25 protein-coding genes and 2 tRNA genes are annotated in these 23879 nt (G+C 39.6%); 18 read left to right on the top strand and 9 right to left on the bottom strand.

Going from position 1 to position 23879, the window contains the following annotated elements; translation table 11 throughout:
* Nucleotides 1–3: 3 nt before the first annotated feature.
* Both K345_RS0101875 and K345_RS0101870 read left to right on the top strand, forming a co-directional pair.
* Nucleotides 4–360 (top strand): hypothetical protein, encoded by a 357-nt coding sequence (locus K345_RS0101875; protein ID WP_028972729.1) that lies wholly within the window; start codon nucleotides 4–6, stop codon nucleotides 358–360.
* A 24-nt stretch (nucleotides 361–384) separates the two neighbouring features.
* Nucleotides 385–468: transfer RNA gene (locus K345_RS0101870), tRNA-Leu, on the top strand.
* Between the two features lie 28 nt (nucleotides 469–496).
* Here the strand turns inward: K345_RS0101870 and K345_RS0101865 are convergent.
* The 4 genes from K345_RS0101865 to fabD form a co-directional block, all read right to left on the bottom strand.
* Nucleotides 497–1924 carry a GGDEF domain-containing protein gene (locus K345_RS0101865; RefSeq protein WP_028972728.1) on the bottom strand — a complete coding sequence of 476 codons (1428 nt, stop codon included), beginning with the start codon at nucleotides 1922–1924 and terminating at the stop codon, nucleotides 497–499.
* Nucleotides 1925–2007: 83 nt separating this feature from the next.
* Nucleotides 2008–3261: a beta-ketoacyl-ACP synthase II gene (gene fabF, locus K345_RS0101860; RefSeq protein WP_028972727.1), complete on the bottom strand. Its 1254-nt coding sequence runs from the start codon at nucleotides 3259–3261 to the stop codon at nucleotides 2008–2010.
* Nucleotides 3262–3282: 21 nt separating this feature from the next.
* Nucleotides 3283–4026 (bottom strand): 3-oxoacyl-[acyl-carrier-protein] reductase, encoded by a 744-nt coding sequence (gene fabG / locus K345_RS0101855; protein WP_028972726.1) that lies wholly within the window; start codon nucleotides 4024–4026, stop codon nucleotides 3283–3285.
* A 7-nt stretch (nucleotides 4027–4033) separates the two neighbouring features.
* A complete protein-coding gene (fabD, locus tag K345_RS0101850) occupies nucleotides 4034–4966 on the bottom strand; it encodes an ACP S-malonyltransferase (RefSeq protein ID WP_028972725.1) in 933 nt (310 codons plus the stop codon).
* A 248-nt stretch (nucleotides 4967–5214) separates the two neighbouring features.
* Here fabD and K345_RS0101845 point away from each other — a divergent pair, with 248 nt between their 5' ends.
* From K345_RS0101845 to K345_RS0101830, 4 genes are read left to right on the top strand one after another with little or no spacing between them, the layout of a single operon-like run.
* Nucleotides 5215–5445, top strand: a complete 231-nt coding sequence (locus K345_RS0101845) for an OadG family protein (protein ID WP_028972724.1) — start codon at nucleotides 5215–5217, stop codon at nucleotides 5443–5445.
* Nucleotides 5442–7235 carry a biotin/lipoyl-containing protein gene (locus K345_RS0101840; protein WP_028972723.1) on the top strand — a complete coding sequence of 598 codons (1794 nt, stop codon included), beginning with the start codon at nucleotides 5442–5444 and terminating at the stop codon, nucleotides 7233–7235. Before K345_RS0101845 ends, K345_RS0101840 begins: the two co-directional genes overlap by 4 nt.
* 11 nt (nucleotides 7236–7246) lie before the next feature.
* Nucleotides 7247–8524, top strand: coding sequence for a sodium ion-translocating decarboxylase subunit beta (locus K345_RS0101835; protein WP_028972722.1), 1278 nt, complete (start codon nucleotides 7247–7249; stop codon nucleotides 8522–8524).
* Nucleotides 8525–8527: 3 nt separating this feature from the next.
* On the top strand, nucleotides 8528–9445 hold the full coding sequence (locus K345_RS0101830; protein ID WP_028972721.1) for a calcium/sodium antiporter: 918 nt from the start codon (nucleotides 8528–8530) through the stop codon (nucleotides 9443–9445).
* Here the strand turns inward: K345_RS0101830 and K345_RS0101825 are convergent.
* Nucleotides 9428–10129, bottom strand: a complete 702-nt coding sequence (locus tag K345_RS0101825; RefSeq protein ID WP_028972720.1) for an arginyltransferase — start codon at nucleotides 10127–10129, stop codon at nucleotides 9428–9430. The two genes, K345_RS0101830 and K345_RS0101825, sit on opposite strands and share 18 nt — an antisense overlap.
* A 30-nt stretch (nucleotides 10130–10159) precedes the next feature.
* Here K345_RS0101825 and K345_RS22030 point away from each other — a divergent pair, with 30 nt between their 5' ends.
* From K345_RS22030 to K345_RS0101785, 8 genes are all read left to right on the top strand, one after another.
* Nucleotides 10160–12181, top strand: coding sequence for a peptidase U32 family protein (locus K345_RS22030; RefSeq protein ID WP_028972719.1), 2022 nt, complete (start codon nucleotides 10160–10162; stop codon nucleotides 12179–12181).
* An 80-nt stretch (nucleotides 12182–12261) separates the two neighbouring features.
* Nucleotides 12262–13236 carry a beta-ketoacyl-ACP synthase III gene (locus K345_RS0101815; RefSeq protein WP_028972718.1) on the top strand — a complete coding sequence of 325 codons (975 nt, stop codon included), beginning with the start codon at nucleotides 12262–12264 and terminating at the stop codon, nucleotides 13234–13236.
* A gap of 76 nt (nucleotides 13237–13312) precedes the next feature.
* Nucleotides 13313–13810, top strand: a complete 498-nt coding sequence (locus tag K345_RS0101810) for an ATP-binding protein (RefSeq protein ID WP_028972717.1) — start codon at nucleotides 13313–13315, stop codon at nucleotides 13808–13810.
* Nucleotides 13803–14183 carry a hypothetical protein gene (locus tag K345_RS0101805; protein WP_028972716.1) on the top strand — a complete coding sequence of 127 codons (381 nt, stop codon included), beginning with the start codon at nucleotides 13803–13805 and terminating at the stop codon, nucleotides 14181–14183. The genes K345_RS0101810 and K345_RS0101805 overlap by 8 nt, the downstream gene beginning before the upstream one ends.
* A gap of 3 nt (nucleotides 14184–14186) precedes the next feature.
* Nucleotides 14187–16373, top strand: a complete 2187-nt coding sequence (locus tag K345_RS0101800) for a PP2C family protein-serine/threonine phosphatase (protein WP_028972715.1) — start codon at nucleotides 14187–14189, stop codon at nucleotides 16371–16373.
* A 42-nt stretch (nucleotides 16374–16415) separates the two neighbouring features.
* Nucleotides 16416–16489, top strand: a tRNA-Ala gene (locus K345_RS0101795).
* Nucleotides 16490–16607: 118 nt separating this feature from the next.
* Nucleotides 16608–17309 (top strand): nicotinamide riboside transporter PnuC, encoded by a 702-nt coding sequence (pnuC, locus tag K345_RS0101790; RefSeq protein WP_037570919.1) that lies wholly within the window; start codon nucleotides 16608–16610, stop codon nucleotides 17307–17309.
* Entirely contained in the window at nucleotides 17309–18316 is a 1008-nt protein-coding gene (locus K345_RS0101785) for an AAA family ATPase (RefSeq protein WP_028972713.1), read from the top strand. Before pnuC ends, K345_RS0101785 begins: the two co-directional genes overlap by 1 nt.
* Before the next feature lie 163 nt (nucleotides 18317–18479).
* Here K345_RS0101785 and K345_RS0101780 read toward each other — a convergent pair whose 3' ends face one another.
* Both K345_RS0101780 and K345_RS0101775 read right to left on the bottom strand, forming a co-directional pair.
* Entirely contained in the window at nucleotides 18480–19139 is a 660-nt protein-coding gene (locus K345_RS0101780; protein WP_028972712.1) for an HD domain-containing protein, read from the bottom strand.
* A 1-nt stretch (nucleotide 19140) separates the two neighbouring features.
* Nucleotides 19141–19599, bottom strand: a complete 459-nt coding sequence (locus K345_RS0101775) for a hypothetical protein (protein WP_169714743.1) — start codon at nucleotides 19597–19599, stop codon at nucleotides 19141–19143.
* Between the two features lie 75 nt (nucleotides 19600–19674).
* Between K345_RS0101775 and K345_RS0101770 the strand changes: the two genes are divergently transcribed.
* Nucleotides 19675–20457 (top strand): hypothetical protein, encoded by a 783-nt coding sequence (locus K345_RS0101770; protein WP_028972710.1) that lies wholly within the window; start codon nucleotides 19675–19677, stop codon nucleotides 20455–20457.
* On the opposite strand, the gene K345_RS0101765 is transcribed toward K345_RS0101770, so the two are convergent.
* Both K345_RS0101765 and K345_RS22025 read right to left on the bottom strand, forming a co-directional pair.
* Nucleotides 20446–21201 carry a class I SAM-dependent methyltransferase gene (locus K345_RS0101765; protein WP_028972709.1) on the bottom strand — a complete coding sequence of 252 codons (756 nt, stop codon included), beginning with the start codon at nucleotides 21199–21201 and terminating at the stop codon, nucleotides 20446–20448. The two genes, K345_RS0101770 and K345_RS0101765, sit on opposite strands and share 12 nt — an antisense overlap.
* A gap of 12 nt (nucleotides 21202–21213) precedes the next feature.
* On the bottom strand, nucleotides 21214–21753 hold the full coding sequence (locus K345_RS22025) for a TFIIB-type zinc ribbon-containing protein (RefSeq protein WP_053227981.1): 540 nt from the start codon (nucleotides 21751–21753) through the stop codon (nucleotides 21214–21216).
* A gap of 274 nt (nucleotides 21754–22027) precedes the next feature.
* On the opposite strand from K345_RS22025, the gene K345_RS0101755 reads away from it, so the two are divergent.
* The 3 genes from K345_RS0101755 to K345_RS19285 form a co-directional block, all read left to right on the top strand.
* A complete protein-coding gene (locus K345_RS0101755; protein ID WP_028972708.1) occupies nucleotides 22028–22423 on the top strand; it encodes an Hsp20/alpha crystallin family protein in 396 nt (131 codons plus the stop codon).
* Between the two features lie 17 nt (nucleotides 22424–22440).
* Nucleotides 22441–22857: an Hsp20/alpha crystallin family protein gene (locus tag K345_RS19290; RefSeq protein WP_053227980.1), complete on the top strand. Its 417-nt coding sequence runs from the start codon at nucleotides 22441–22443 to the stop codon at nucleotides 22855–22857.
* Between the two features lie 568 nt (nucleotides 22858–23425).
* Nucleotides 23426–23879 (top strand): HU family DNA-binding protein (locus tag K345_RS19285; RefSeq protein ID WP_037570916.1); only part of this gene is annotated, 454 nt, incomplete at its 3' end.

Genomic DNA, 23879 nt, shown 5'->3' with positions numbered 1-23879 from the left:
ATAATGAGTTTTTGTATTCTAGAAAAAGATGCTAAAACTTTTGAGCTTTTAAAGTCCTATATTAAGAGTTTAGACAATCCTGACACATCTTGTATTCAAGTGGACAACCAGATACAAGCCAACGAAATCAAAGCCCATCTAAAACGTGAAGGATTAACAGAAAAAGACTCACAGTCTATTCTTGTATGGATACAAGACAACTCTGAAAACTTCAGACAATACTTGAATAGTATCAAAATTGCCTATCTAGTCTGCCGTTGCATGAATATAGAATGGGATCATATTAGTTGGGAAGAATTTTGCACTATTGAAGAAAGAATAAACTCCTTAAAAGGAAGAGTTCTTGACACCATTTTCTAAATCGACTATTCTTCCTTTGCTTCTGCCAGCGTGGTGAAATTGGTAGACACGATAGACTCAAAATCTGTTGGGAGCAATCCCGTGTCGGTTCGAGTCCGACCGCTGGTATAAAGCTGTTCAGTAATGAACAGCTTTTTTAATATACCAATCTATTTCTCCCCATATCTTTTGCCCGATAGAGACAGCGATCCGCCCTTTCAATAATATCTTCCAGTTGATCATCAAGCTCACTATCGTATAGAGCCAGACCAATAGATACAGAAATAAAATCATCAGAGGAAGGTATCTGAATAGTGTGAATGCTTTCAATTAAACGCTCACCTATGGATATGGCCTTATCTTTCTGTGTATCAGGAAGAAGAACAATAAATTCCTCCCCCCCATATCTACAGCAGATATCAGAACTACGAAGCATCTGTCTAACGTTATTACTAAAACGAACTAAAACTTCATCACCAACGAGATGACCGTATTGATCATTGACCAATTTAAAATGATCCAGATCCAAAAGTAGCAAAGCTAATGGGCCATGACTTTTTTTCGATTCTGCTATGAGTCGTTTTAACTGCTCCAGGAACCACCGTCTAGTGTACATTCCTGTTAATGTATCTTTGGAGGCCTCTTGTCTAGCCTGACCATAGTAATCAGCATTTTGCAAGGCAATCCCAATATAATCAGCGAAGGATAGAATTAACCGCTTATGTACTGTCTCAAAAAAACCAACATGATCATCCTGGAACATAATGACCCCTTTAGGCTCCCCTTTAATCCTGATAGGCATAGCCATAACACTATTAAGCAAATCTCCTATATCAGGGAGTTCTATTGGTGTATTTTCAAAAACTAATAAAGAACCAGAAGTAAGTGCCTGCATACAAGGATGGGTAGAAGGAAAAGAGAAAAACATTTTCTTCTTTTTTAATACAGTATCTGCCATAAGTTGAAAGGTCTTATCACTGATGATATATATGGAAGCCCTCTGAGACGGAATCATATAGGAAGCCTGTTGCAAGATCCGTTGTAAGGCTTCATCAAAATCCAATGAAGTTAATAACACAGCACTGGCCACACGCAAACTTTCTGCTTCAATGGCCTTTTCTTCTGCCATCTTCTGGAATTCGTATAGCTTTTCCTCGAGATGCTTCTTATCGGTAATATCAATATCTATTCCTACATAATGAACAGGAAAGCCTTGAGGATCCCGTTCAATGACGACAGCTTTATTAAGAATCCATATCCAATCACCATCAGTATTTTTTATTCTATATTCTGATACAAAGACGTTACCCTGGCCCTCTACAACACTTCTCCAAGCATAAACCAGGCGATCCCGATCATCAGGATGTACATCGGCCAACCACTTTTCATTCATTATATCTTCTAAAAAAGGGCCATGTTTATCCCACAAACAATTGGATATAACTGTCCCTTTCACCAGGTCTTTCTCAAATAAGCCAAGATATTGTAATGCGGCTTCATAATCACAGGGGATGGAAAAAACCTCTTCTACAGGTTCAAGAGCTTCAATTGATTCGGGGTCTTCCATAGGGTTACTATTATTCACAGCGGGGTTTCCTATGGTATATAAGTTTAAAAGAAGTTAGTTAGAACTGCAAAGATAAAGCTCTCAAGAAGAGAGCTTTATTATTAATCTTCGTATTTCTTAAAGATAACAATACCATTATGACCACCAAATCCAAGGGAATTGGACATAACAGCATTAATAGAACCTTTTTGAGCTTTATTAGGAACGTAGTCCAAATCACAACGCTCATCGGTCTCATTTATATTCATAGTGGGAGGAAACACGCCATCCCGTATAGACAAGATAGAAAAAATAGCTTCAATACCACCAGCAGCACCAACACAGTGACCGGTCATACTTTTGGTAGAACTCACCTTTAGCTTGTAAGCATGATCTCCAAATACTTTCTTGATTGCCAATGTCTCTGTGGGATCATTTACCGGAGTAGATGTTCCATGAGCATTAATATAATCAATATCTTTAGGATCCATATCAGCCATACTTAATGCCATTTTCATAGCGGCAATCGCTCCCCGGCCTTCTGGATGGGGGGCTGTTAAATGGTCGGCATCACAACTCATACCAGACCCAGCTAATTCTGCATAAATAGTGGCGCCTCTTTTCTTGGCATGTTCTAACTCTTCAAGAATAAGAATACCAGCACCTTCTCCCATAACAAAACCATCTCTATCCTTATCAAAAGGACGACTGGCTTCCTGAGGAGTATCGTTATACTTAGTACTTAAGGCATGTAATACACAAAAACCACCAATCCCCATTTTGGTTATAGAAGCTTCTGTTCCACCAGTAACAGCAACATCAATAATACCATGCTCGATTAATCGGGCGGCATCACCAATGGCATCAGTCCCGGCAGCACATGCAGTCACTAAAGCATAACAAGGTCCCTGGGCACCTAATGCAATAGCCGTATTAGCCGGTGCTTCGTTAATAATTAATTTAGGAATAGTCATAGGAGGAATACGGCTGGGTCCAGCTGATAACAACTTTTCATAAGCGAGTTCAAGAGATGTTAAACCACCAATACCATTTCCCAGAATAACACCGATATTTTCCGGATCAATATTCTTACCTACTTCAAGGCCAGCATCTTCCATGGCCTGCTTACCAGCATAGACAGCAAAAGCACTAAAATCATCCATTTTACGTGCATCTTTTGAATCTAAATATTTCCCTCTGGACTCTGTAAAATTCTTTACTTCAGCGGCTATCTTTGCAGGATAGTCACTAGCATCAAATTTTGTAATAGGACCAATACCAATCTGACCTTCCTGAATGGCCTTCCATGTATCTTCTACATTATGACCCAAAGAATTTACAGTACCTAAGCCTGTTATAACAATTCGTTTTTTCACATTACACTCCAAAGACGATTATTACATCGCCATTCCACCATTAATTTCAATTACTTGACCTGTTATGTATTGAGACATATCTGATGTTAAAAACAACAATAAATCAGCGATCTCAGAAGGAAGACCTAATCTACCCATGGGAACTTGCTTTAGTAAACCGTCTTTCTGATCATCAGTTAATTTATCAGTCATAGCTGTCTTGATAAATCCTGGAGCAATGGCATTACATCTAACACCCCGGGAAGCTATCTCTTGAGCAACTGATTTTGTTAAACCAATCAAACCAGCTTTTGATGCAGAATAATTAACCTGTCCTGCGTTACCATGAGCACCAACAATAGAAGACATGTTCACAATAGAACCTCTTCTTAACTTAGCCATATGTCTGGCTACGATTCTGGTTATATAAAAGGCACTAGAAAGGTTGATATTTATAACATCATGCCAATCTTTTCCACTCATTCTAAACAACAGGCCATCTCGAGTGATTCCTGCATTATTAACAAGAATGTCCAGTTCTCCTGCTTCTTTGATAATTTCTTCTACCACATTGGTAATATCTTCTTCACTCGCTACATTTGCTTGTTTGAAGACGACCTTTACACCTGCTTCTTTGGCTAATACTTCATAATCAGCCATGTATTCACTAGGATTTAGGTCAATAAAATAAACATTGGCTCCATTTTTAAGCAATGTCTCTACAATTTCTTTTCCAATTCCTCTAGCACCACCGGTAACTAATGCGGATTTTCCTTTAACTAACATATTCTCTCTACTCCTGTATGTTCATCACACTTTCTACTGTGCCAGCTAAGTGACACTTAATATCGCTATTGAAGGCCTTCCATAATCCAGACAAAACACTGCCGGGACCAACCTCGACAATCCTATTAATACCTTCATTCAATATGGCTTGTTCTTCCTTAACCCATTGAACGGAAGAAACAATCTGCTTTACAGCAAGATCTTTGGCTTCTGATCCTTTCTCTATCTTAGCTCCTGTTACATTAGAGTATAAGGACAAATTAGGATCTTTAAAGTTTATATCTTTAATATAGGCTTCAAAATCAGAAGCGGCTTCACTCATTAAGGGAGAATGAAAAGGACCGGATACTTTTAATGGAAGATAACGGCGGGCACCTAAATCCTTACAAAAGGACTGCCCCTTTGTAATCCCCTCAGCTGTCCCTGATAAGACGAGTTGCTTTGGACTATTAAAGTTAGCTACATATAAGCCTTCGATGTTAGCTGTTAGCAACTCGGAAGCCAATACATCCGGATCCAGACCTATGACAGCAGCCATACCGGGAGCACCATTTGATTTATCAATATTCTCGGAAGCTTTGGCCATTAACAGTCCACGGTTTTGAACCAGAGGAAATACAGCCTCATAATCCAAAACACCTGCATAAGTTAAGGCGGCAAACTCTCCCAAACTATGCCCAGCTACAATATCTGCTTCAATACCGACGGATCGCAAGTACACAGCAGCGGCTATATTATGTAAGGTAATAGCTAATTGAGCTTTATCAGTAGCCTTTAATTCTTCATCAGTTCCTTCAAAAAGAAGAGCCTTTGTATCTATATGACATCGATCTGAGGCTAGTTGGAATAAATCCCTTACCTCTTTTGAAGCCTCATAGAGGTCTTTTCCCATACCTTGATACTGTGATCCCTGGCCTGGAAAAACAAAACATGTTTTCATAATCGCCCCTCAAAAAAACACTCTTTATTGAACATTGGATACATTCTATTCAATTATAGTTAATTGTTCAATATTGGCATACCTTAAAAAAAGTCAATAAAAAATTCTCTTTTTTAACATTTACATTAATTGGTCTTGGCTTTATTGTTATCCTTACAAGGAGCCTTTAGGTTATTCCTTTAATATTTTTTCTGGTAGTTCTGATGAAGGATTCCCAGCCCCTTCACATGGCTGCTGAGGAGCATTCTATGTTAAGTATCAACTTAGGACTGACCCTAACGGTAGTCGGTATGACCACAGTATTTAGTTTTTTAGTACTGTTAGTCCTTATCATGTCTGTTAGTTCCACTATCATACAAAGATTTTTCCCTGAAAAAACTAATCTAGACATTAATGAAAAGAAAACAAATGATAAAAAAGTCAAAATAGCTTTGGCTATAGCAGTCTCTAAAGCTAAAGAGGAAGGATTAATTTCATGAAAAAGAAAGTTGATTTTATGGTGACAGCTTTCAGAGATGGATTCCAATCTGTCTATGGAGCTAGGGTATTTACGAAAGACTTCCTTCCCGCTGTTGAAGCAGCACGTAAGGCAGGAATTACCCACTTTGAAGCTGGTGGTGGTGCTAGATTTCAAAGCTTATATTTTTATTGTAACGAAGATGCTTTTGATATGATGGATCAGTTCAGAGCAACAGCAGGCCCTGATGCAAACTTACAAACCCTGGCGAGAGGGATCAATGTGGTAGGTTTAGATTCTCAATCCAGTGATATTATCAAACTTCACGCTGAGTTATTTAAGAAACACGGTATAACAACCATTCGTAACTTTGATGCCTTAAATGATGTAAACAATTTAATTTATTCAGGACAATGTATTCACGATGCAGGATTACAACATGAAGTATCCGTTACAATGATGGAATTACCCCCAGGTTGTGAAGGAGCTCATGAATCAGAATTCTATATCAAGTCTTTAAAAGATATCCTTGACGCTCATATCCCATTCAATTCTGTTTGTTTTAAGGACGCTTCAGGAACAAGCCGACCAACCAAGGTTTACGATACGATCAAAGCAGCACGAAAACTTCTTGGTGATAAAGCCCATATTGTATTCCACAGTCATGAAACAGCCGGTATTGGCGTTATTGCCTACAAAGCAGCTCTGGAAGCAGGGGCCAATCAGATAGATTTGTCTTTAGCTCCCGTATCTGGAGGAACAGGACAGCCTGACTTAATCACTATGTGGCATGCCTTACGAGGTTCTGAGTTTGATTTAGGAATTGATATTAACAAGGTTATTGAAGCAGAAGAAGTCTTCAAGAATTGTATGAAAGACTACTTCCTTCCCCCAGAAGCTAAGGCTGTAGAACCATTAATACCTTTTAGTCCTATGCCTGGAGGAGCTCTTACTGCGAACACTCAAATGTTACGAGATAATGGTTTGATGGATAAATATAGTGAAATATCAGCAGCCATGGGTGAAGTTGTCACTAAAGGTGGTTTTGGAACGTCCGTAACTCCTGTTAGTCAGTTCTACTTCCAACAGGCTTTTAACAATGTGATGTTTGGACCTTGGAACAAGATTGCAGAAGGTTATGGTAAGATGGTCCTTGGTTATTTTGGTAAAACTCCTGTTGTACCTGATCAGGAAATCGTCAAATTAGCGGCCGATCAATTACAATTAGAACCTACTACAAAAAGCCCAATAGATATCAATGATGCCGATCCAGCAAAAGGAATAAAGGCAGCCAAAGAAATGCTTACATCCAATAATCTTGATGTAACAGATGAAAACATTTTCATCGCTGCGGCCTGTAAAGAAAAAGGAATCGCCTATCTACAAGGCAATGGACCTGTTATGGTTAGAAAAAACCAGGAAAAACCAGCCTCAAGCGGTACGGGAAGCCAGAATGGTTATACCGTTGTTGTGGAAGGGGAGAAATTCTCTGTTGATTTTAAAGACAACAAGGCTTTTGTTAATGGTAAGGCGATGGATTTCACCATCACAGAAGGAATAGATAGCCCTACGGCTTCCAGCAGTGAAGGAAGTTCTGATGGTGAGGCCATTGAAGCCCCCATGCCGGGTTTAGTTCTTCGCATCAATGTATCCGAAGGAGACAGGGTTGAAGAAGGTGATGTTCTCATCGTTCTGGAAGCTATGAAAATGGAAACACCCATTTCAGCAATAAAAGCAGGAACAATCAATAAGATTAGTGTTGCTCAGGGAGTTCAAGTAACTGCAGGTCAACATCTCATTGAGATAGGATAGGGAGATAGCATATGTTTGACAGTTTATCTAAATCCCTATTCTCATTATGGACCTCAACAGGTTTATTTGGTTTTATTCAACCAGGAGGCTGGGGTAACTTCATAATGATTGTTGTGGGCTTTGTCCTACTATTCCTGGCAATCAAGAAAGGTTTTGAGCCCTTATTACTGGTTCCCATTGGATTTGGTGCTATTTTATCGAATATCCCCTATGCCCAAATAGCAGAGCATACAGCATATTTTTTGAATGATAATGGTGCTGTTATCTTCGATGCGGCTCATCATACCATTATCAGTGAGTATGGTGGATTCATTGGACAATTCTACGATATGGGAGTGGCCTCTGGTCTTTTCCCTCTCATTATATTCATGGGTGTAGGAGCAATGACAGACTTTGGACCGCTCATTGCCAACCCTCGGACCCTATTGTTGGGAGCAGCCGCTCAATTCGGTATCTTTATGGCACTTTTAGGAACAGTGGCCCTAGAAGCCATTCCAGGATTTTCTTTTGTCACCTCCTCTGATGGACAATCTCTAGCCCAATCGATACTTCATGTTGCCGCATCCATAGGAATTATTGGTGGTGCTGATGGCCCGACAGCTATCTTTACATCATCTAGACTGGCACCAACCTACTTGGGGCCCATCGCAGTAGCCGCCTATAGCTATATGGCTTTAGTGCCTATCATCCAACCTCCTATTATGAGGGCTTTAACCACAAAAGAAGAACGTCAAATAAAGATGAAGCAATTAAGACCAGTATCAAAGACAGAAAAGATCATTTTCCCTTTACTGGTTCTCATTCTTTGTATAATTCTTCTTCCTAGCGCAACTCCTCTTATTGGAATGTTGATGTTTGGTAACTTATTAAAAGAATGTATGGTAACAGACCGTTTGTCAGATACAGCACAAAATGCCTTAATGAATACAGTAACAATTATGCTAGGATTATCTGTCGGTTCCAAAATGCAGGCAGAAGTCTTCCTTAATGCCACTACCCTGGGTATTTTAGCTCTGGGATTAGTCGCTTTCTGTATTGGTACCTCTGCCGGGGTATTATTAGCTAAGTTAATGAATAAACTAAGCAAGACACCTATTAACCCATTAATAGGAGCAGCTGGAGTATCTGCTGTTCCTATGGCCGCTCGAGTGGCTAACAAAGTAGGTCTTGAAGAGAACCCAAGTAACTTCCTGTTAATGCATGCCATGGGCCCTAATGTAGCAGGAGTTATTGGATCAGCTGTAGCCGCGGGAGTTTTATTAGCACTCGTCCCCATATTTGGAGGATAATATATGCTTATATGGTTATTTGTCTTTATCATAAGTATGGCGGCTTTAGTCATAGCTTCAGACAAATTCATAGAATCTGCTGAACAAGCAGGTATAGCTTTAGGAATGCCAACCTTTTTGGTTGGCGTTCTTATAATTGGTGTGGGAACAAGCCTTCCCGAATTAGTATCCAGCCTATTTGCGATAGCAAAAGGAAGTTCGGAAATTGTTGTCGGGAATGTACTTGGCTCCAACATCACAAATATATTTCTCGTACTGGGTATTGCAGCCATCTTAAGCAAACGTTTAACCATAACCCATGACATTCTGAATATTGATTTGCCCTTTATTTTTGGTTCAGCTTTAATGCTTTATCTTTTTATGAAAGACGGGCAAGTCACCACAGGTGAAGCCATATTCTGTTTGATTGTTCTGGTTGTATACCTCTTTCAAAGCATATCTGGTGATAATCAAGATGTGCCGGAAAAGGTTAAAATGACAGCGTTGGGAATAATAACACTCGTGATTTCACCTGTTGTTATCTTTTTTGGGGCTCAATATACAGTGGAATCTGTTATCCATATTGCCACAATAGCCAAGATTCCTGAGGAAGTTATAGCCCTAAGTGCTGTAGCTCTAGGAACGAGTCTACCAGAGGTAATGGTGACCATTTCCGCTGCAAAGAGAAATAATGCAGAGATGGCCGTAGGAAATGTAATTGGGTCTAATATCTTTAATTCGCTTGCGGTTATCGGAATACCCGGGTTAATAAGTACCCTTAAAGTTCCCCAGAGCATTATTGATTTTTCCCTTCCTATGTTTATGGGAACAACTGTACTCTTCATTCTGTTAACCGTTGACAAGAGAGTTAATAGAGGAGAGGGAGCCTTTTTGGTCGTCCTATACGGTTTTTTTATTGGAAGGCTATTTCACCTCATCTAGCCTATTCCACTGGTAGTTATCCCAGTCCATTATCTCACAGGGTTTAAACCGGTCTTTGTAGCTCATAGATCGGTTTTCCTTTATCCAGAATCCCAGATTATAATGTCGCTTTCCCCATTTCTGCCCTAACTTTATCTCGGTTATCACACTGAAGCTTCCTAAACTATACTGGGAATAATCCGGATCATAGACAAAGTAAACACTGGACAATGATTCTTTACCAAAATCCAGGAACCCAAAAGCTACCAGGATATTATCCCTGTAGTACTCTATGATTCCACAAGGAGCCGCAGGCAAGTAAAAAGATTGCTTAAAGGCTTCTTCATCCTCTTCGTTGTGGAACTTTATCAAAGAATGTTTTTTATAGATCTCAAAATGCCTTTCATCATAACGCAAAGGATTTACGATGACACGGGTATCAGCATTCTTCTTCATTACTCTTCTCTGACTTTTGCTTAGATTTAATTCGGGGATAACCGTTCTTATGGGGATACATTTACGACAAAATCGACAGGCAGGTCGAAAAAAATAGGCCCCAAACCGGCGCCAGCCTGCTTCAAACAACTCATCCAGTTCGACTTCATTAACATCATAGGCCAAGAAATATTCCTGTCGATATTCTTCTCCTTCAATATAGGGACAGGCTGAAGGATGTGAAAACTTAGGCTTCTCTAGGTATTTCATAGCTTTCTATTCTAATCTATAATTCTTTTTATGGGTACAGAGCTCTTATCACCAGCTGGTAGTTTTAACACAGCGATTTATGCCGTCCAGGGAGGAGCAGATGCTCTGTACTTAGGACTCAAACAATTTAGCGCAAGACAGAAAGCGGAAAATTTTACTTTAGAACAAGTTCGTAGACTCAAAACAGCCAACAAAGGGACCTCCCTTTATCTAGCGATCAATACCATTCACAGCAATGAAGACCTTCAAAACCTGACGGAATTGTTACCTCAAATCACGAAGCTCCCTATAGAGGCTTGTATCATCCAGGACTGGGGTGTTTATCACCTATTAAAGAAGAATTATCCCCATCTGCCTCTCCATGGATCTACCCAAATGGCCGTTCATAATGTCAACGGAGCCCAGTTTCTCTATGAAAATGGTTTTACCAGAGCCGTTCTGGCTAGAGAGCTCAAGATCAGTGAGATCAAAAGAATCAAAGAGGCTGTCCCCGAATTAGAATTGGAAGTATTCATACATGGGGCCTATTGCTATGGATTTTCCGGTCTATGCTTAGCTTCAGGATTGCTGATTCACAGGTCTGGCAATAAAGGACAATGCGGTCAGATCTGTCGAACATGGTTCAATGACGATCATAAAAAGAAAGCCTATCACTTCTCCGGAAGGGATATCTTCTATGGCAAGAAAATACAGGAATTAGTCCAAATCGGTGTCACTAGTTTGAAGATCGAAGGCAGAATGAAAAGCCCGCAATACGCCTACCACTCTGCGGCTTATTACCGTAATTTACTGGACGACAAGCTGGAGGAAGCCCAAAATCATGAAGAGGAATTAAGGCTCTCCTTCCAAAGATCGACCATGGGGACCTTAAAAACAACCCCTGAGAATCCCGGTCATGAAGGATTACCCTGTGCTGTGATAACAAAAAAGACCCCTAATGGGTATCAATATAAAAGACTGAAGCAGTTCAAGAACCATGATGGGTTGATGTTCCTCGATAAGCAATACTCCCCCCCAAAACGGGTTGGTTTTGCAGCTCAATTAGACAAATCAGGAAAGCTCATAAGTGACATCAACATACCTATAGACACATTGCTCTATCATATATCTCCACAAAACAGAGCGGTCAAAGAATATAAAGACCATTCCTATAAGGTCTATAAAACAGAGATAGAAGCAGATATCACCTTGGAACAGGAGGACTTACTTACGATCAAGACGGACAGCTTTGCATGGCAAACCCCCATTAGCAGAGAAGATGCCCGGGGAACACAAGGCTTAGCCGATGTAATAGCCGAGCAATTCAGTAAATCAGGGACCTCCTTTTATACTTTGAAACCAAGCACTATAGATCCCCAATTCAATAAACTCTTCATCCCACCAAAAGATCTAAAACGAATAAAGAATAGCTTCTATGAATACATAGAGTCCTATTATTTGAAAGAAGGAGAAAAATTAAGAGCTTCCTTAACCAACAGAGCTTTACCACCACAGGAGCTATATACCACACGAGCCAGAATGGTTGATCCCCAAACGGAACTCCCCTTTTATGTGGATCTCAATAATGTAACAGAAGATTCTATGTATCAAGAAGATGGTCGCTATTACCTACCATTGGCACCTGTCATTTGGAATAGTTCCTTATATTTCAACCATTTAGAGAACTTCATTAGTACCTTGAAGGCTCCTATTGTCCTTGGATTATCCAATCCTGCTCACCTTCATTGGGCTGTACATAATAAAGAAAGAAATAACATTTTCTTTTTTATAGATTACGGGCTGTATGCAGCAAACTCGGAAAGTCTGTCCTTTTTTGAAGACTTGTTGGGTGATAAGCTTCTTTTCATTCTTCCTTATATAGAGCTTAACCCTTCCCCTTTTAATCCCCCTCTGTTCATAAGCAGGGTTTGTCAAATCAAAGAGAATCATCAAGGAGCTTGTCCTCAAAGTTGTCCCAGAAAGGGTAAAAAAGGTTACACCCAACAGGGCAAACAGTTTACACTTGTTATTCAGGATTGCATTAATTATTTGTTTTCTGAAAAGAATAATTGATTATGTAACATTAAATATTCAACTATTGACCGAGCTAGTAAGCTCAAGGTAGTATTCATCTGACGTTCAAGGAGTTAAAATTGAAAGCCTTTATACAATCTACAGGTTATTATGTACCTGATTATATACGCACAAATGAGGAATTATCCTCTATGGTAGATACCAATGATGAATGGATATACTCCCATACAGGAATTAGAGAGCGCAGAATAGCTGGTCCCGATCAAGCAGCCTCTGACTTAGCCGTAGAAGCCTCATTAAAAGCTATTGAAAAGGCAGCCATAAGTGCTGATGATATCGACATCATTATATTGGCGACTTCCACTCCCGATCATAATAGCTTTCCCTCTACAGCCAGTCTGGTACAGGATAAGTTAGGTGCCAGAAATGCAGCGGCTATGGATATATCAGCAGCCTGCTCTGGATTCGCATACGCTCTGGAAACAGGCAAAAACTTTATAGCATCCGGTTCTTACAAACATGTATTAGTGATAGGTACAGAGGTATTCTCACGAATCATTGACTGGACGGATAGAGACACTTGTGTACTCTTTGGTGATGGTGCAGGGGCGGTTGTCCTTTCTCAACAGGAAAAAGAAGAATCCTATATACTTGATTCCATTCTTGGGTCTGATGGATCTGGAGCCCCTTATCTCATAAGAGAAGCGGGAGGAAGCCGTTATCCTAAGAACGAAACAGACAAGAGTCCCTTTGTAACCATGAATGGTCGCAGGGTTTATAACTTTGCCGTTAAAGTCATAGGTAAGACAATACTTGATCTACTAGACAGAAATAATTACACCATAGACGATATTGATTATATTGTTCCCCACCAGGCCAATATTAGAATCATTGAAGCTTGTGCCAAACGAACCGGAATCCCTTTAGAGAAATTCTTTACCGACATGGAGTTCTATGCGAACACCAGTGCTGCTTCCATTCCTATCGCCTTAGGTGAAATGGAAGAAAAGGGCTTACTTCACAGGGGTAACCTTATTATAACCGTTGGATTTGGAGCAGGTCTTACTTATGCGGGAAACCTTCTCCGCTGGTAATTCACCAATCTTTTTGTTTGATTTCTGACATGCCTTGTCCTAATATTGAATTATCAATAAGGAGAAACGAGGATAAATGTCCAATACAAGAGGCTATATTGAGCTGAAGTTTGGCCCAAGATGGAAATATATTGCACCAGCTAGAAGTTTTATCCAAAACTTTCTAGCCATTGCAATAGATAACACAGCCAAGGCCGATGCCATAGCAATGGCAGCCAGTGAATTATTGGAGAATGCCGTTAAATATGCCCATGGGGAAGAAACAGGAATCATCGTACAAGTCTTTCCAGACGAACAAAGAATAACAGCCTCGGTCACCAACAAAGGTGACAAGTCTTCTATAAAAGAACTAAAAGCCATCTATAGTCGTATCAATGAAGGTGACCCTCTGGAAGCCTATGTATCCCAAATGAAAATCGCAGCCACACGGGAGGACGGAAAAAGCCAACTGGGATTAGCCAGAATACGCTATGAAGTGGGGGCAAAGCTTTCTATGGAAACGAATGAGGACGATATGATCACCATTACAATCGAGGCCGACTGGTCCAATACAGGAGATTCTTCAAATGAATAAGCTACAAATAGAAAATATCAATGAAGACAGGGTAAAAATCCAGGTTGAGGATATTGATTCAGGATTACGATTAATTTTTGAAGGAGACATCGATATGCAGGATCCCAGCCAGATACTGGATCCCCTCTTTGACAAAATCCATACCGGTGCCTGTGAACAAGGTTTTGATTACATAGAAGTTGACTTCAATAAGCTCAGCTTTCTCAATTCCAGTGGAATCAAAGCCTTAGCCAAGTGGATAATGAAAATGGCCTTATTATCAGAGCATAATAAATACCTGATCAAAATTATTCATAATAAAAGTATCACATGGCAAGTTACCTCTCTACCAACCTTAACTTACCTAGTCCCCGGAGCCGTTACCGTTGAGTAATTAATGAATTCATTTCACCTGTTCAGCTTTCTACCAATCCTTATATTTACCACCCTAATATGGTTTGAACGAATACTGACAAAAGGACATGACAAAAAAAGTAATGCCCTCATTGGTTCTACTTTATTCATGGTTGCCAATGGACTACTTCAGGCGACATACGATCATTTTCCACAGGAGTTATTATTTCTCAACACCCAAAGTATCATGACCTTTCTCTATCTTTACTTTATCGGACTTGCGACCTTAGAGTATTCCATACATTCCAAACGAATAGATAAAAGTTACTTAAGCGAAGATTTTAATGACAGGCTTAAGTATTTAAAAATCCCTTTCCTTCTGCTAACAGTAATACTTCTTATTTTATACATAAGCCCTCCCCTTAGATTAAATGAACAATACTTATTTGGCCTCTATTATAAATTTGCTTCAGAGCTCAATTTGGCTAAGGGAACTATCTATCCCTATTACACAAAATTATTATCAAGCTTATTTGTCTTGCTCTTATTGATTAACCTCGCTATTTGCCTATTTCAACTGTTTAATTTATTGACAGGTGTTATCAGAAAACGTAACTATCCTTTTGTCCTTATGGGACTGGTAGGGCTATACTATACGGTCGTCATCATACAAAAGGATGGGACCACACATATAAGCTTAATACCTTTTTTTATCCTTAATTCCGCTTACATAGTAAGGGTTGTATCGGAGTACTTCTTTTGGAATAACTACCATTTACGAAAAGAACTCAAACGGCAGGATGAAAGGGTTCACAATAATACTGTCCTCTTAAAAAAGGTCATTAACAGTCCTGAAGACGAAGAGAAGCACATCATACAACACACCATAGATGATGCCCTATCCAAAATATTTACCCGGCTTATCCTCCCGGAATACCAATTCACAGGTATCATCATCTACCGCTGTAATGCTCAGAGAATTCTGGAGGTAGAAAATCCGGAACATATAACCGGATACTGCACTCCCATGAAAGCAGTAGAAAATATTAAAAACATGTCCAGAGAAAAGATCAATGAAATTATCCTAAAGACAAGCTATGATCTAGAAAAACTCGAAGACACAGAATTGAAAGACATAACGGACTGGGGAGAATCGATAGTAAAAAGGGTACTCAATGCCCCTCATGAAATCCTTATAGAACAAAACATTCCCCGCCTCTACTTAGGTCTACAAAGATTACTCTGTGCTGTTCCCATTAGCGATCACCGCAGCTTAACAGGTATGATCATTCTTTATAAAGATAGTTTTAACAAAATATATCCCAGTGAAATGGATGTCCTGACAGAACTATCTGAATCCCTGGGATTGATCTTTCAAATCATGGATGGTAAAGAATATCAAAAAGAAAGATCAAGATTGCAAAGCGAAATGGAGACAGCGAAGAATATTCAAGTTTCCATTCTACCGCGGACCATAGAGCTTCCTGGATATGAAACAGCTGCTTTTATGGAAACAGCCACAGAAGTGGGGGGAGATGTCTATGACATTATCAATACCCCCTTTGGTAATTACTTAGGAATCGGAGATGTAACCGGTCATGGATTAGCTTCAGGGATGGTTGCCCTCATGCAGCTCACTAGTCTTCATAGTATCCTGGAAGTAAGTAAACAGGTAAGTCTGGAATTTGATATTGATACCATATATGACATTGTTAATACCGTACTGTGTACAATAAATAGAGATAGAATTGGTAGCGATAAATTTATGACCCAAAACTACTTCGTGGAAAAAGAGGGGTATTTCCTCCATTCCGGAGCACATGAAATAGGCCTACTCTATCATAAAGAAACAGATAGTATTGAAGAACTAACCAAGCTCATACGTCAAACAGGATACTTGGGATTGTCAGAATATGTGAAAGCCGCCTCCTCAGTGGGAGAGTTTTTTATGAGTCCCGGAGATGTCCTTATCCTCTATACAGATGGCGTTATAGAGGCTAAAAACCAAGATCAGGAACAATTCGGTTTGGAAAGATTAAAAGATCTGCTTATGGAATTCAAAGATCTCCATCCTAAAGATATTATTGAAAAGATTAGAGACAGGGTAAAGAATTTTGCTAAATGGGGAGATGTCCGAAAAAACGAAGGACAATTCGCCGATGATTTTACTATGATTGTTCTTAGAAAGCTCCCCGAACAACCAAAGGGTAGTGTTCGTCTGTTTCTATAATATTGACAAAAAAGTGTATTCTCACTATTCTTGTTTCAACTTGGGGGTATAGCTCAGTTGGCTAGAGCGCTTGAATGGCATTCAAGAGGTCAGGGGTTCGACTCCCCTTACCTCCACTTTTGTGGATACAAGTTAATCATTTTACAATGATAATAAGCTCCTAAGAATCAACCATGTTGGTTCGGATGGAGCTTTTTTTTATGTTCTCATTTAAGAACAAAGGGAGAAAAAGTGATGATTCATCAGCTCAAGAAAATGTTTTCCGGTTGGAAAGCCTTTGAACTTATTTGGCTTAGCCTTTTTTCAGCCGTTGCCATACTATTAACCATAATCTGGAAGGATAATGTCTTTGGGCTTATCGTATTTTTGACAGGTGTTCTTTGTGTCGTTCTAACAGCTAAGGGGAATATCTGGTCCTTCCTGTATGGACTGGTTAATACCTTAGGTTATGCCTGGCTGGCTTATAAGAATAACCTGTTTGGCGAGATGGGATTAAACCTATTCTTCTTTCTTCCTATGAACTTTATTGGTTTCTATATGTGGAAGAAGCATTTAGCAGAATCCAGTGAAGTGGAAATGCTTAAGATGTCTTCCAAAGGCGTAGCCTTAACATTACTCGTTAGTGCCCTAGGTATTGGTCTTTTAGGCTATGCCCTATCCTTGATAGCCGGTCAAAACACCCCTTATATTGATGCAACAACGAACATCTTATCCATCATGGCGACTTTATTAACGGCTAAACGTTTTAGGGAACAATGGCTTCTCTATATTGTGCTCAATGTCTTTACAGTCATCATGTGGTCGATCCGAACAGTCAATGGAAGCCCAGATGGCCCCTTGATGATCGTCATGTGGAGTGCCTACCTGATTAATGCTTTCTATGGGTATTATAATTGGACACAGGGAGCTAAGCTTCAGGAAAAGGCCCAATCCTAATGAAGAAAATAGGTCTAACCCTTGGTAAATACGCCCCTTTTCATAAGGGGCATCAATTTGTCATTGATACAGCACTTAAGGAAGTGGACGAACTGATTGTCATCATATATGACACAGACCTCATCCCTATTCCTCTCCAAGTGCGAGCTAAGTGGATTAGATCTTTATACCCTCAAGTAAAAGTAATCGAAGCCTGGGACGGTCCCCCAGAAGTGGAAGATATCAAAGTTGTGGAAAAACAGGAAGAAGAGTATGTATCGAGCTTGATACAAGGCATTAATATTACCCATTTTTACTGTAGTGAATACTATGGAGATCATATGAGTAAGGCCCTGGGAGCTATCGATCGCCGGGTAGACGAAAAGCGTCTACACTGTCCCATATCAGCGACGAAGATCCGCTCCAATCCATATCACTACAAAGAATATTTAGATCCTGTCGTCTATAGGGATATGATAACAAAGGTCGTCTTTATGGGTGCCATGTCCACAGGGAAGTCCACTATCACAGAAGCCTTAGCTAAGAGATTCCACACATCCTTTGCTCCCGAATACGGCAGAGAATACTGGACGACTCATCAGATAGATAGGCGAATCGGTTTTGAAGCCTTTAATGATATAGCCGCAGGACACATAGAAAGAGAAGAAATAGCCTTTGCCCAAGCTAATAAATATTGCTTCGTTGATACCAATGCCATCACCACCTACATGTACGCTCTGGATTATCATGGTAAAGCTCCTGATTACTTAGCAAAAGTAGCCCATGAGAATTACAAACGGTATGACCTATTTTTCTTATGTGATGATGACATTCCCTATGATGACACTTGGGATCGAAGTGGAGAGCAAAAACGTTCTACCTTCCACAAGCAAGTCATTGCTGATCTGAAGGAACGGAATATTCCCTACATTATATTAAGAGGAAGCGTAGAAGAACGTATGGCTATAGTGGAAGATGTATTGAATCAGTACAAACCATATTCAAACTTCTATGGACAGAAGATCTAATAACGATCTTCCAGAAGAAGCCTTCCACCGGAACAATCGATGCCTCCGTTTGTATCGGAGTAATGACTTTGTCCTCCATACTCATACTTCTCTGTGATCTCAAAAGCTCGTTCTCTAACACTGGCAGGAGCTGAGTCCTATGAGGATAAATAGGATAACAAACCTAACTTTCCCCATTCCATTCACTATAAAACTCATCTAAGAATGTCTCCATAAACTCATGTCTTTTGACAGCCATTTCAGAACCGGTCTTTGTATTCATTCTATCCTTTAAAAGAAGAAGTTTCTCATAAAAATGATTGATAGTCGGTGCTGTACTATTTTTATATTCCTCTTTGGACATATTAAGCCGGGGAGGCACAGAAGGATCATAGAGTAAACGCCCTTTATAGCCTCCATAATTAAAGGTTCTTGCTATACCGATGGCTCCTATAGCATCTAATCGATCCGCATCTTGTACCACGTCCAATTCAGGGGATTTGAAGTCTTGCTCAAAGTTCCCTCCCTTAAAGGATATGTTCTGAATGATCATCCTTACCTGTTCAGTTATGGAATCCTCAACGCCTAAGGATTTGAGAAAATCAGAGGCCAAAAGAGGACCAATTTTTTCATCTCCCTGATGAAACTTGGAATCAGCAATATCGTGAAGCAAGGCACCCAATTCTACAATAAAGAGGTCGACTTTCTCCTCTTGGGCTATTCTCTTAGCTAATTGCCATACCCTATAAACATGCCACCAATCATGGCCGGCTTCGGCATCCTTCAGGGTCTGCTGAACAAAATGAGTAGTTTGGATGATCACATTATCACGGTCTATTATCATTCTAGGCGACTTCTGGCTGAATGGGCTCACCAATAGCTATAAGAAGATACGCCTGCTTTGGCTTATTAGGATGAAACACAACCTCAATTGTTGTGGCCTCTTTCAAGGATCTGGTGACACTATTTCTATAGATATTATGAACAGCAGTGATTTGCTGTCCCTCATGGTCAAAAGCGAATTTCACTCGACCTCGTCCTCTATAGAAAGAGACACCAAGTAATTGGGCCTCTTTGATCATTCCCCGCTTAGCCAGGCTCTGGAACTTATTGACACGAAATAATAATAGGATAAGACAAACAGCCGTTAATACTGTGGTTAGAAAAATAAAAACCTGTTGATTATGAGAAGGATCAAGTAACCTTTGTAAAAGCATTACGACCCAGAATATAACAGGGACTGAAGAATTAACCCCTGAAAAATAATCATACTTTATCTGATTAATAAAACTGTATTTAATCACAAAGACCTCACTCATTGAAATGCTTTTAATAGCTTACTATAATACCCCACATTACAAAAGGAGTGATATTACCCAATGCATACGAACCCCCTGATACTTTCGCTCATCCTGTTAATGGGATTTGTTACCTATAGCTACGGTGATTCCCAATACCGTTTAAGCAAGAGTGAGTTCTATTATGAAGATAATCTGGAATTGCTTCATACTTATAAATACTCGGAAGACTCCCTACTTATAGAAGAGCGTTCTTATAACGAAGCAAATGAATTAGAGAAAATCTACAAACATGAATATGATCAAGATAAAAACAGAACCAGAACAACAACCTTTGATGTAAAGACGGGACTCTTAGGCTATACATTAATGATGTATGACGATAATAAAAATAAGGTTTATGAAAATACCTTTACCCACAAAGGTAAAGAAGAAGATTCTTATAGCAATGTCTATGACGATAAAAATCGTTTAATCCAAAGTACTTATCATCATTACCCCACAAATACTGTGAATTATTATAAGTATGAGTATCCCCAGCCCCATAAGGAAATCTGTTATAGCTACGATGAGGATGATACTCTCTTGAGTTATTTTGTGACTGAATATGATGATGAAGACAGGATAATTAAGAACTCAGAGTTCACAGCCTCCGATCTGATCTTGAATTACCTGGCTTATGAATATAATGATAAGGGGCTAAAGACTACAGAAGCTTTTAAAACCCGAAGAGGCCTACAATACGTTATACGTTTTGAATACGACCAAAAGGGCAACCTTATCAAAGAGAGTACCTATGATGAAGGAAGCACCTTAGAGTCTTATAGCCTCTATTATTATGACCCTGTTCCTTTACTTAACTGATCTTGTAGCATAGAAGCTAGGGGCATTGTGCTCATGAAGAGGTCCTTGTCCATTAGTATCATGGAAGATATCTGTTAGTTGAAAACCAGCCTTAAGCTGTCCTCCAAGCTGTTCTTCTATGGTATGAGAAAATTGCAGGCCCCAATCATTACGGATACACATATCATAGACTTCCTTATCCTGAAGCGGATTAAAGGGAAGTTTGTATTTGATGCTCTTTTCGTCTTCATCGAATAAGTAGTTAACTCCTGTATCTAAACCTGCCAGGAGTATCCCCCCTTTCTTTAACACACGGTAGCATTCTTTCCAGACAGGAATCACATCTTCGATATAACAATTGGATACAGGATGGAAGATAAGGTCGAAGCTTTCATCCTGTAGTGGTAAGGGTTTGGTCATATCCGCTTGAATAATCTCAATGGAATAGCCTTCCCTATCGGCTACCATCCGTTCGCTTTCTAACTGGCTGTCGGAATAATCCAGAATGGTACACTCAGCCCCTAAAGCCGCAAAAATAGGCATCTGCTGACCACCACCGGAAGCTAAACCTAAGATCTTAGCCCCCTTGAAGTCACAAAACCAATCCTTGGGAACAGCCTTGGTAGGAGTTAGTACCACATCCCAATTATTATGAACCTTGGCCTGTTCATAAATTTCGTGAGTGATAGGTGTCCCCCACTCCCAACCTTCTTCATTCCACTTATTAAAAACACTAGCGTTTATATCTACATAATTATCTGACAAAGCGTTTACCTCCTATGATATGAGAAAACTTTGAATCTTATCCTTATCTTCTTGATTGACTAACCAATTCATAAAATCAAGGATTTTCTGAGCTTGTTCTGGTTCAAAGTTATCCTTAATAGATTGCACCTTTATTTCCATTTGTGTTTGCTTTCTAACCTTGTGTTTCCAAGAAGAAGAGAACATATAATAAATGGCCGTATGCAAACCTTTTTCTTTTAGTTTCTCCCATTCATTTTCATCTAGCCAAATTCCAAAACAGTTGTCACATCTATCAACATAGAAGCTGGCACCAAAGCCTGCTTTACTTGATACAACGGCTTTACCACAATCAGGACAAACTTTAGCGTTTTGAGAATCTTTGTCAGAGAATATTAGGGAAAATATATTTTCATCCAACCCTTCATAGGAAAAATTATTCTGGGATACAAACTTTATATAATTACGTGATGGGATCCATACACCCTTACATTCACTACAGCAATAAGCTTCTAAACTATTATCAAGCTCGATATGCTTTGATTCAAAACTAGAACAATTTGGACATTTCATATTTACCTCTCGCGCTAGTCTATAATGAAACACTTCAGATTAGCAATAAAAAGGCAAGTGTTTCATATTGACACTATATAATGAGTCATAAAGATCCTATGTCAAAATGAAACAGATAAAGCTCTTCTATGGAGTTCTTACCTAAGAAAAAGAGCTTTTATTATTTCCTTTTATTACAACGATTTAAATAATTTTAAAAAGCAAAAACATAATTTGGCACAGCCTTTGCATTATAGTAAGTGAAAAGAATAAAACTAATGCAGGAGGCATTATTATGAGATATTTAGTAAAAACACACAGTGACATTGACAGATTAGCTAATAGCATCTGGGGTGATTCCTTCTACAACAGGGAACCAGCAATCGATTTTGTAGAAAAGGATTCAGAATATCTACTTATAGCGAATATGCCAGGTGTAAGCCAAAAGGAAGTTAATCTAGAAGTACATAACAATAGATTAACCCTATCAACAAAGCGAGAAGAAGAAACAGAGCAAAAGGATGTAACTTACCTATTAAAGGAAAGGACAGGTTCATCCTACACAAGGAGCTTTAATCTTCCCAAAGACGCTGATCAGGATCAGATCAAAGCTGATTTGAAGAATGGAATACTAACAGTAAGCATTAAAAAGAGTCCCGAAGCTGGACCCAAAAAGATAAACATAAAATAAACCTAAGGAGGCAGAAAATGAGGTATTTAGCAAACAACAACAGAGCACTAGATTGGGCAAGAGACGTGGAAAGAATGATGGATGGTATCTGGGGCAATCCCTACGGTGCAAGCCAAGCTTCCGTAGACTTTGTCGAAAAAGATGCCGAATATCAGATTATCGCCGACTTGCCAGGTATTGATCAAAAGGATATTAACCTTGAGATCAAAGATGACAGATTATCTTTTTCAACAATCAAAAAGGTAGAGAAGGAAGAAAAAGAGGAAGAGTCTTATCTGATTCGAGAACGAAGCGAAGCTTCCTACTCAAGGACTTTCCAACTACCTAAAGGCATCGATCACGATCGGATCAAAGCGGAATTAAAGAATGGTGTTTTAACCATAACCATTCCTAAAAAACCTGAAGCTAGTCCTAAACGAATCGAGATTAAGTAAACGATTACAGACCGGGCTGATGCAGAAGATATTTTCTGCATCAGCTCTTTTTTTTTGCCCAACCCCATTTGTTAAGTACTCTTGTTAAGCAAAACAAGAAAAAATGAGCAAAAACCTTCATATTTCACAAAAAAACTTTCAAAAAACTTCTCGATATTCCAGAAACAGCTGAGAAGAAGCCTATGTAAGGGGAAGAACCAAAGCCCACAAGCCAAGGACCCAAGCATACCGGCTTTCACTCCCTCTCCTTACCCCCAGGCGTTGCCCGGGGAACCAAACCAAACACAAAAGGAACAAAGTGCCAAAAGCACCCCAAAGCCAAAGGCCACGGCAAAGGGATGCAAAAGGAACTGAGTTCCAGGCGAAGTAGCTAAAAGCTACCAGCCAGGTCAAAAGCAAAGTTCAAAAAACTGAACATGCAGAAGGCCGAAAGGCGAAGTATTTTGAATCAGATCAAGGAAGAAGTAAGAAGATAAAGCACAGTGTACTCCTTGTACATGAGCATTTAGCTTCTTGCTGATGACGCAGAGATTATTCAAAAGACCCAGCCGCAAGGAGAGATATACCGATGAGAAAGATAAATTACTACTTAAATGAAAACAAACTAACAGACAAAGAAGAATCAAGATTTGCCGCCCGAGTGAAGATTAAAGACACCCTTTATCAAAATGACATTATTAACATCATGGCAACGAAAAATACCACCGTATCCCGACAAGACATCATTGTTGTGATGGACCTCTTAACTGAAGTGGTGAGGGATGAATTATTATCAGGGAACAGAATCATTACGGATTTGTTCCAAGCCAGTGTAAGTATCAAAGGGGGATTTGCTACAGACTCCACTGATTATGATAGCAATGTACATTATGTAAAGCCTAACTTTACGGCCTCGGCTAAGCTTAGAAAGGACATTGTCTCCAAAGCGGGAGTCAGCAAGGTCGACCCTGGTCAGAAGGTTCCCAAGGTGAGCTTGGTCTATGACATCCGCTATGGAACTTATGGTCCCCACTATCCTATTG

The organism is Spirochaeta cellobiosiphila DSM 17781 (genome assembly GCF_000426705.1).
Taxonomy (GTDB): domain Bacteria; phylum Spirochaetota; class Spirochaetia; order DSM-17781; family DSM-17781; genus Spirochaeta_E; species Spirochaeta_E cellobiosiphila.
The sequence above is the reverse complement of the archived record's forward strand: the minus strand, read 5'-3'. Positions and strand labels throughout refer to the sequence as shown.

Excerpts from the sequence above, each read along its gene's own strand:
- K345_RS0101875 (WP_028972729.1), top strand. The coding sequence starts at position 4 with ATGAGTTTTTGTATTCTAGAAAAAGATGCTAAAACTTTTGAGCTTTTA.
- fabG (WP_028972726.1), bottom strand. The coding sequence starts at position 4,026 with ATGTTAGTTAAAGGAAAATCCGCATTAGTTACCGGTGGTGCTAGAGGA.
- fabD (WP_028972725.1), bottom strand. The coding sequence starts at position 4,966 with ATGAAAACATGTTTTGTTTTTCCAGGCCAGGGATCACAGTATCAAGGT.
- K345_RS0101845 (WP_028972724.1), top strand. The coding sequence starts at position 5,215 with ATGTTAAGTATCAACTTAGGACTGACCCTAACGGTAGTCGGTATGACC.
- K345_RS0101840 (WP_028972723.1), top strand. The coding sequence starts at position 5,442 with ATGAAAAAGAAAGTTGATTTTATGGTGACAGCTTTCAGAGATGGATTC.
- K345_RS0101835 (WP_028972722.1), top strand. The coding sequence starts at position 7,247 with ATGTTTGACAGTTTATCTAAATCCCTATTCTCATTATGGACCTCAACA.
- K345_RS0101830 (WP_028972721.1), top strand. The coding sequence starts at position 8,528 with ATGCTTATATGGTTATTTGTCTTTATCATAAGTATGGCGGCTTTAGTC.
- K345_RS0101825 (WP_028972720.1), bottom strand. The coding sequence starts at position 10,129 with ATGAAATACCTAGAGAAGCCTAAGTTTTCACATCCTTCAGCCTGTCCC.
- K345_RS22030 (WP_028972719.1), top strand. The coding sequence starts at position 10,160 with ATGGGTACAGAGCTCTTATCACCAGCTGGTAGTTTTAACACAGCGATT.
- K345_RS0101810 (WP_028972717.1), top strand. The coding sequence starts at position 13,313 with ATGTCCAATACAAGAGGCTATATTGAGCTGAAGTTTGGCCCAAGATGG.
- K345_RS0101805 (WP_028972716.1), top strand. The coding sequence starts at position 13,803 with ATGAATAAGCTACAAATAGAAAATATCAATGAAGACAGGGTAAAAATC.
- K345_RS0101800 (WP_028972715.1), top strand. The coding sequence starts at position 14,187 with ATGAATTCATTTCACCTGTTCAGCTTTCTACCAATCCTTATATTTACC.
- pnuC (WP_037570919.1), top strand. The coding sequence starts at position 16,608 with ATGATTCATCAGCTCAAGAAAATGTTTTCCGGTTGGAAAGCCTTTGAA.
- K345_RS0101785 (WP_028972713.1), top strand. The coding sequence starts at position 17,309 with ATGAAGAAAATAGGTCTAACCCTTGGTAAATACGCCCCTTTTCATAAG.
- K345_RS0101780 (WP_028972712.1), bottom strand. The coding sequence starts at position 19,139 with ATGATAATAGACCGTGATAATGTGATCATCCAAACTACTCATTTTGTT.
- K345_RS0101770 (WP_028972710.1), top strand. The coding sequence starts at position 19,675 with ATGCATACGAACCCCCTGATACTTTCGCTCATCCTGTTAATGGGATTT.
- K345_RS22025 (WP_053227981.1), bottom strand. The coding sequence starts at position 21,753 with ATGAAATGTCCAAATTGTTCTAGTTTTGAATCAAAGCATATCGAGCTT.
- K345_RS0101755 (WP_028972708.1), top strand. The coding sequence starts at position 22,028 with ATGAGATATTTAGTAAAAACACACAGTGACATTGACAGATTAGCTAAT.
- K345_RS19290 (WP_053227980.1), top strand. The coding sequence starts at position 22,441 with ATGAGGTATTTAGCAAACAACAACAGAGCACTAGATTGGGCAAGAGAC.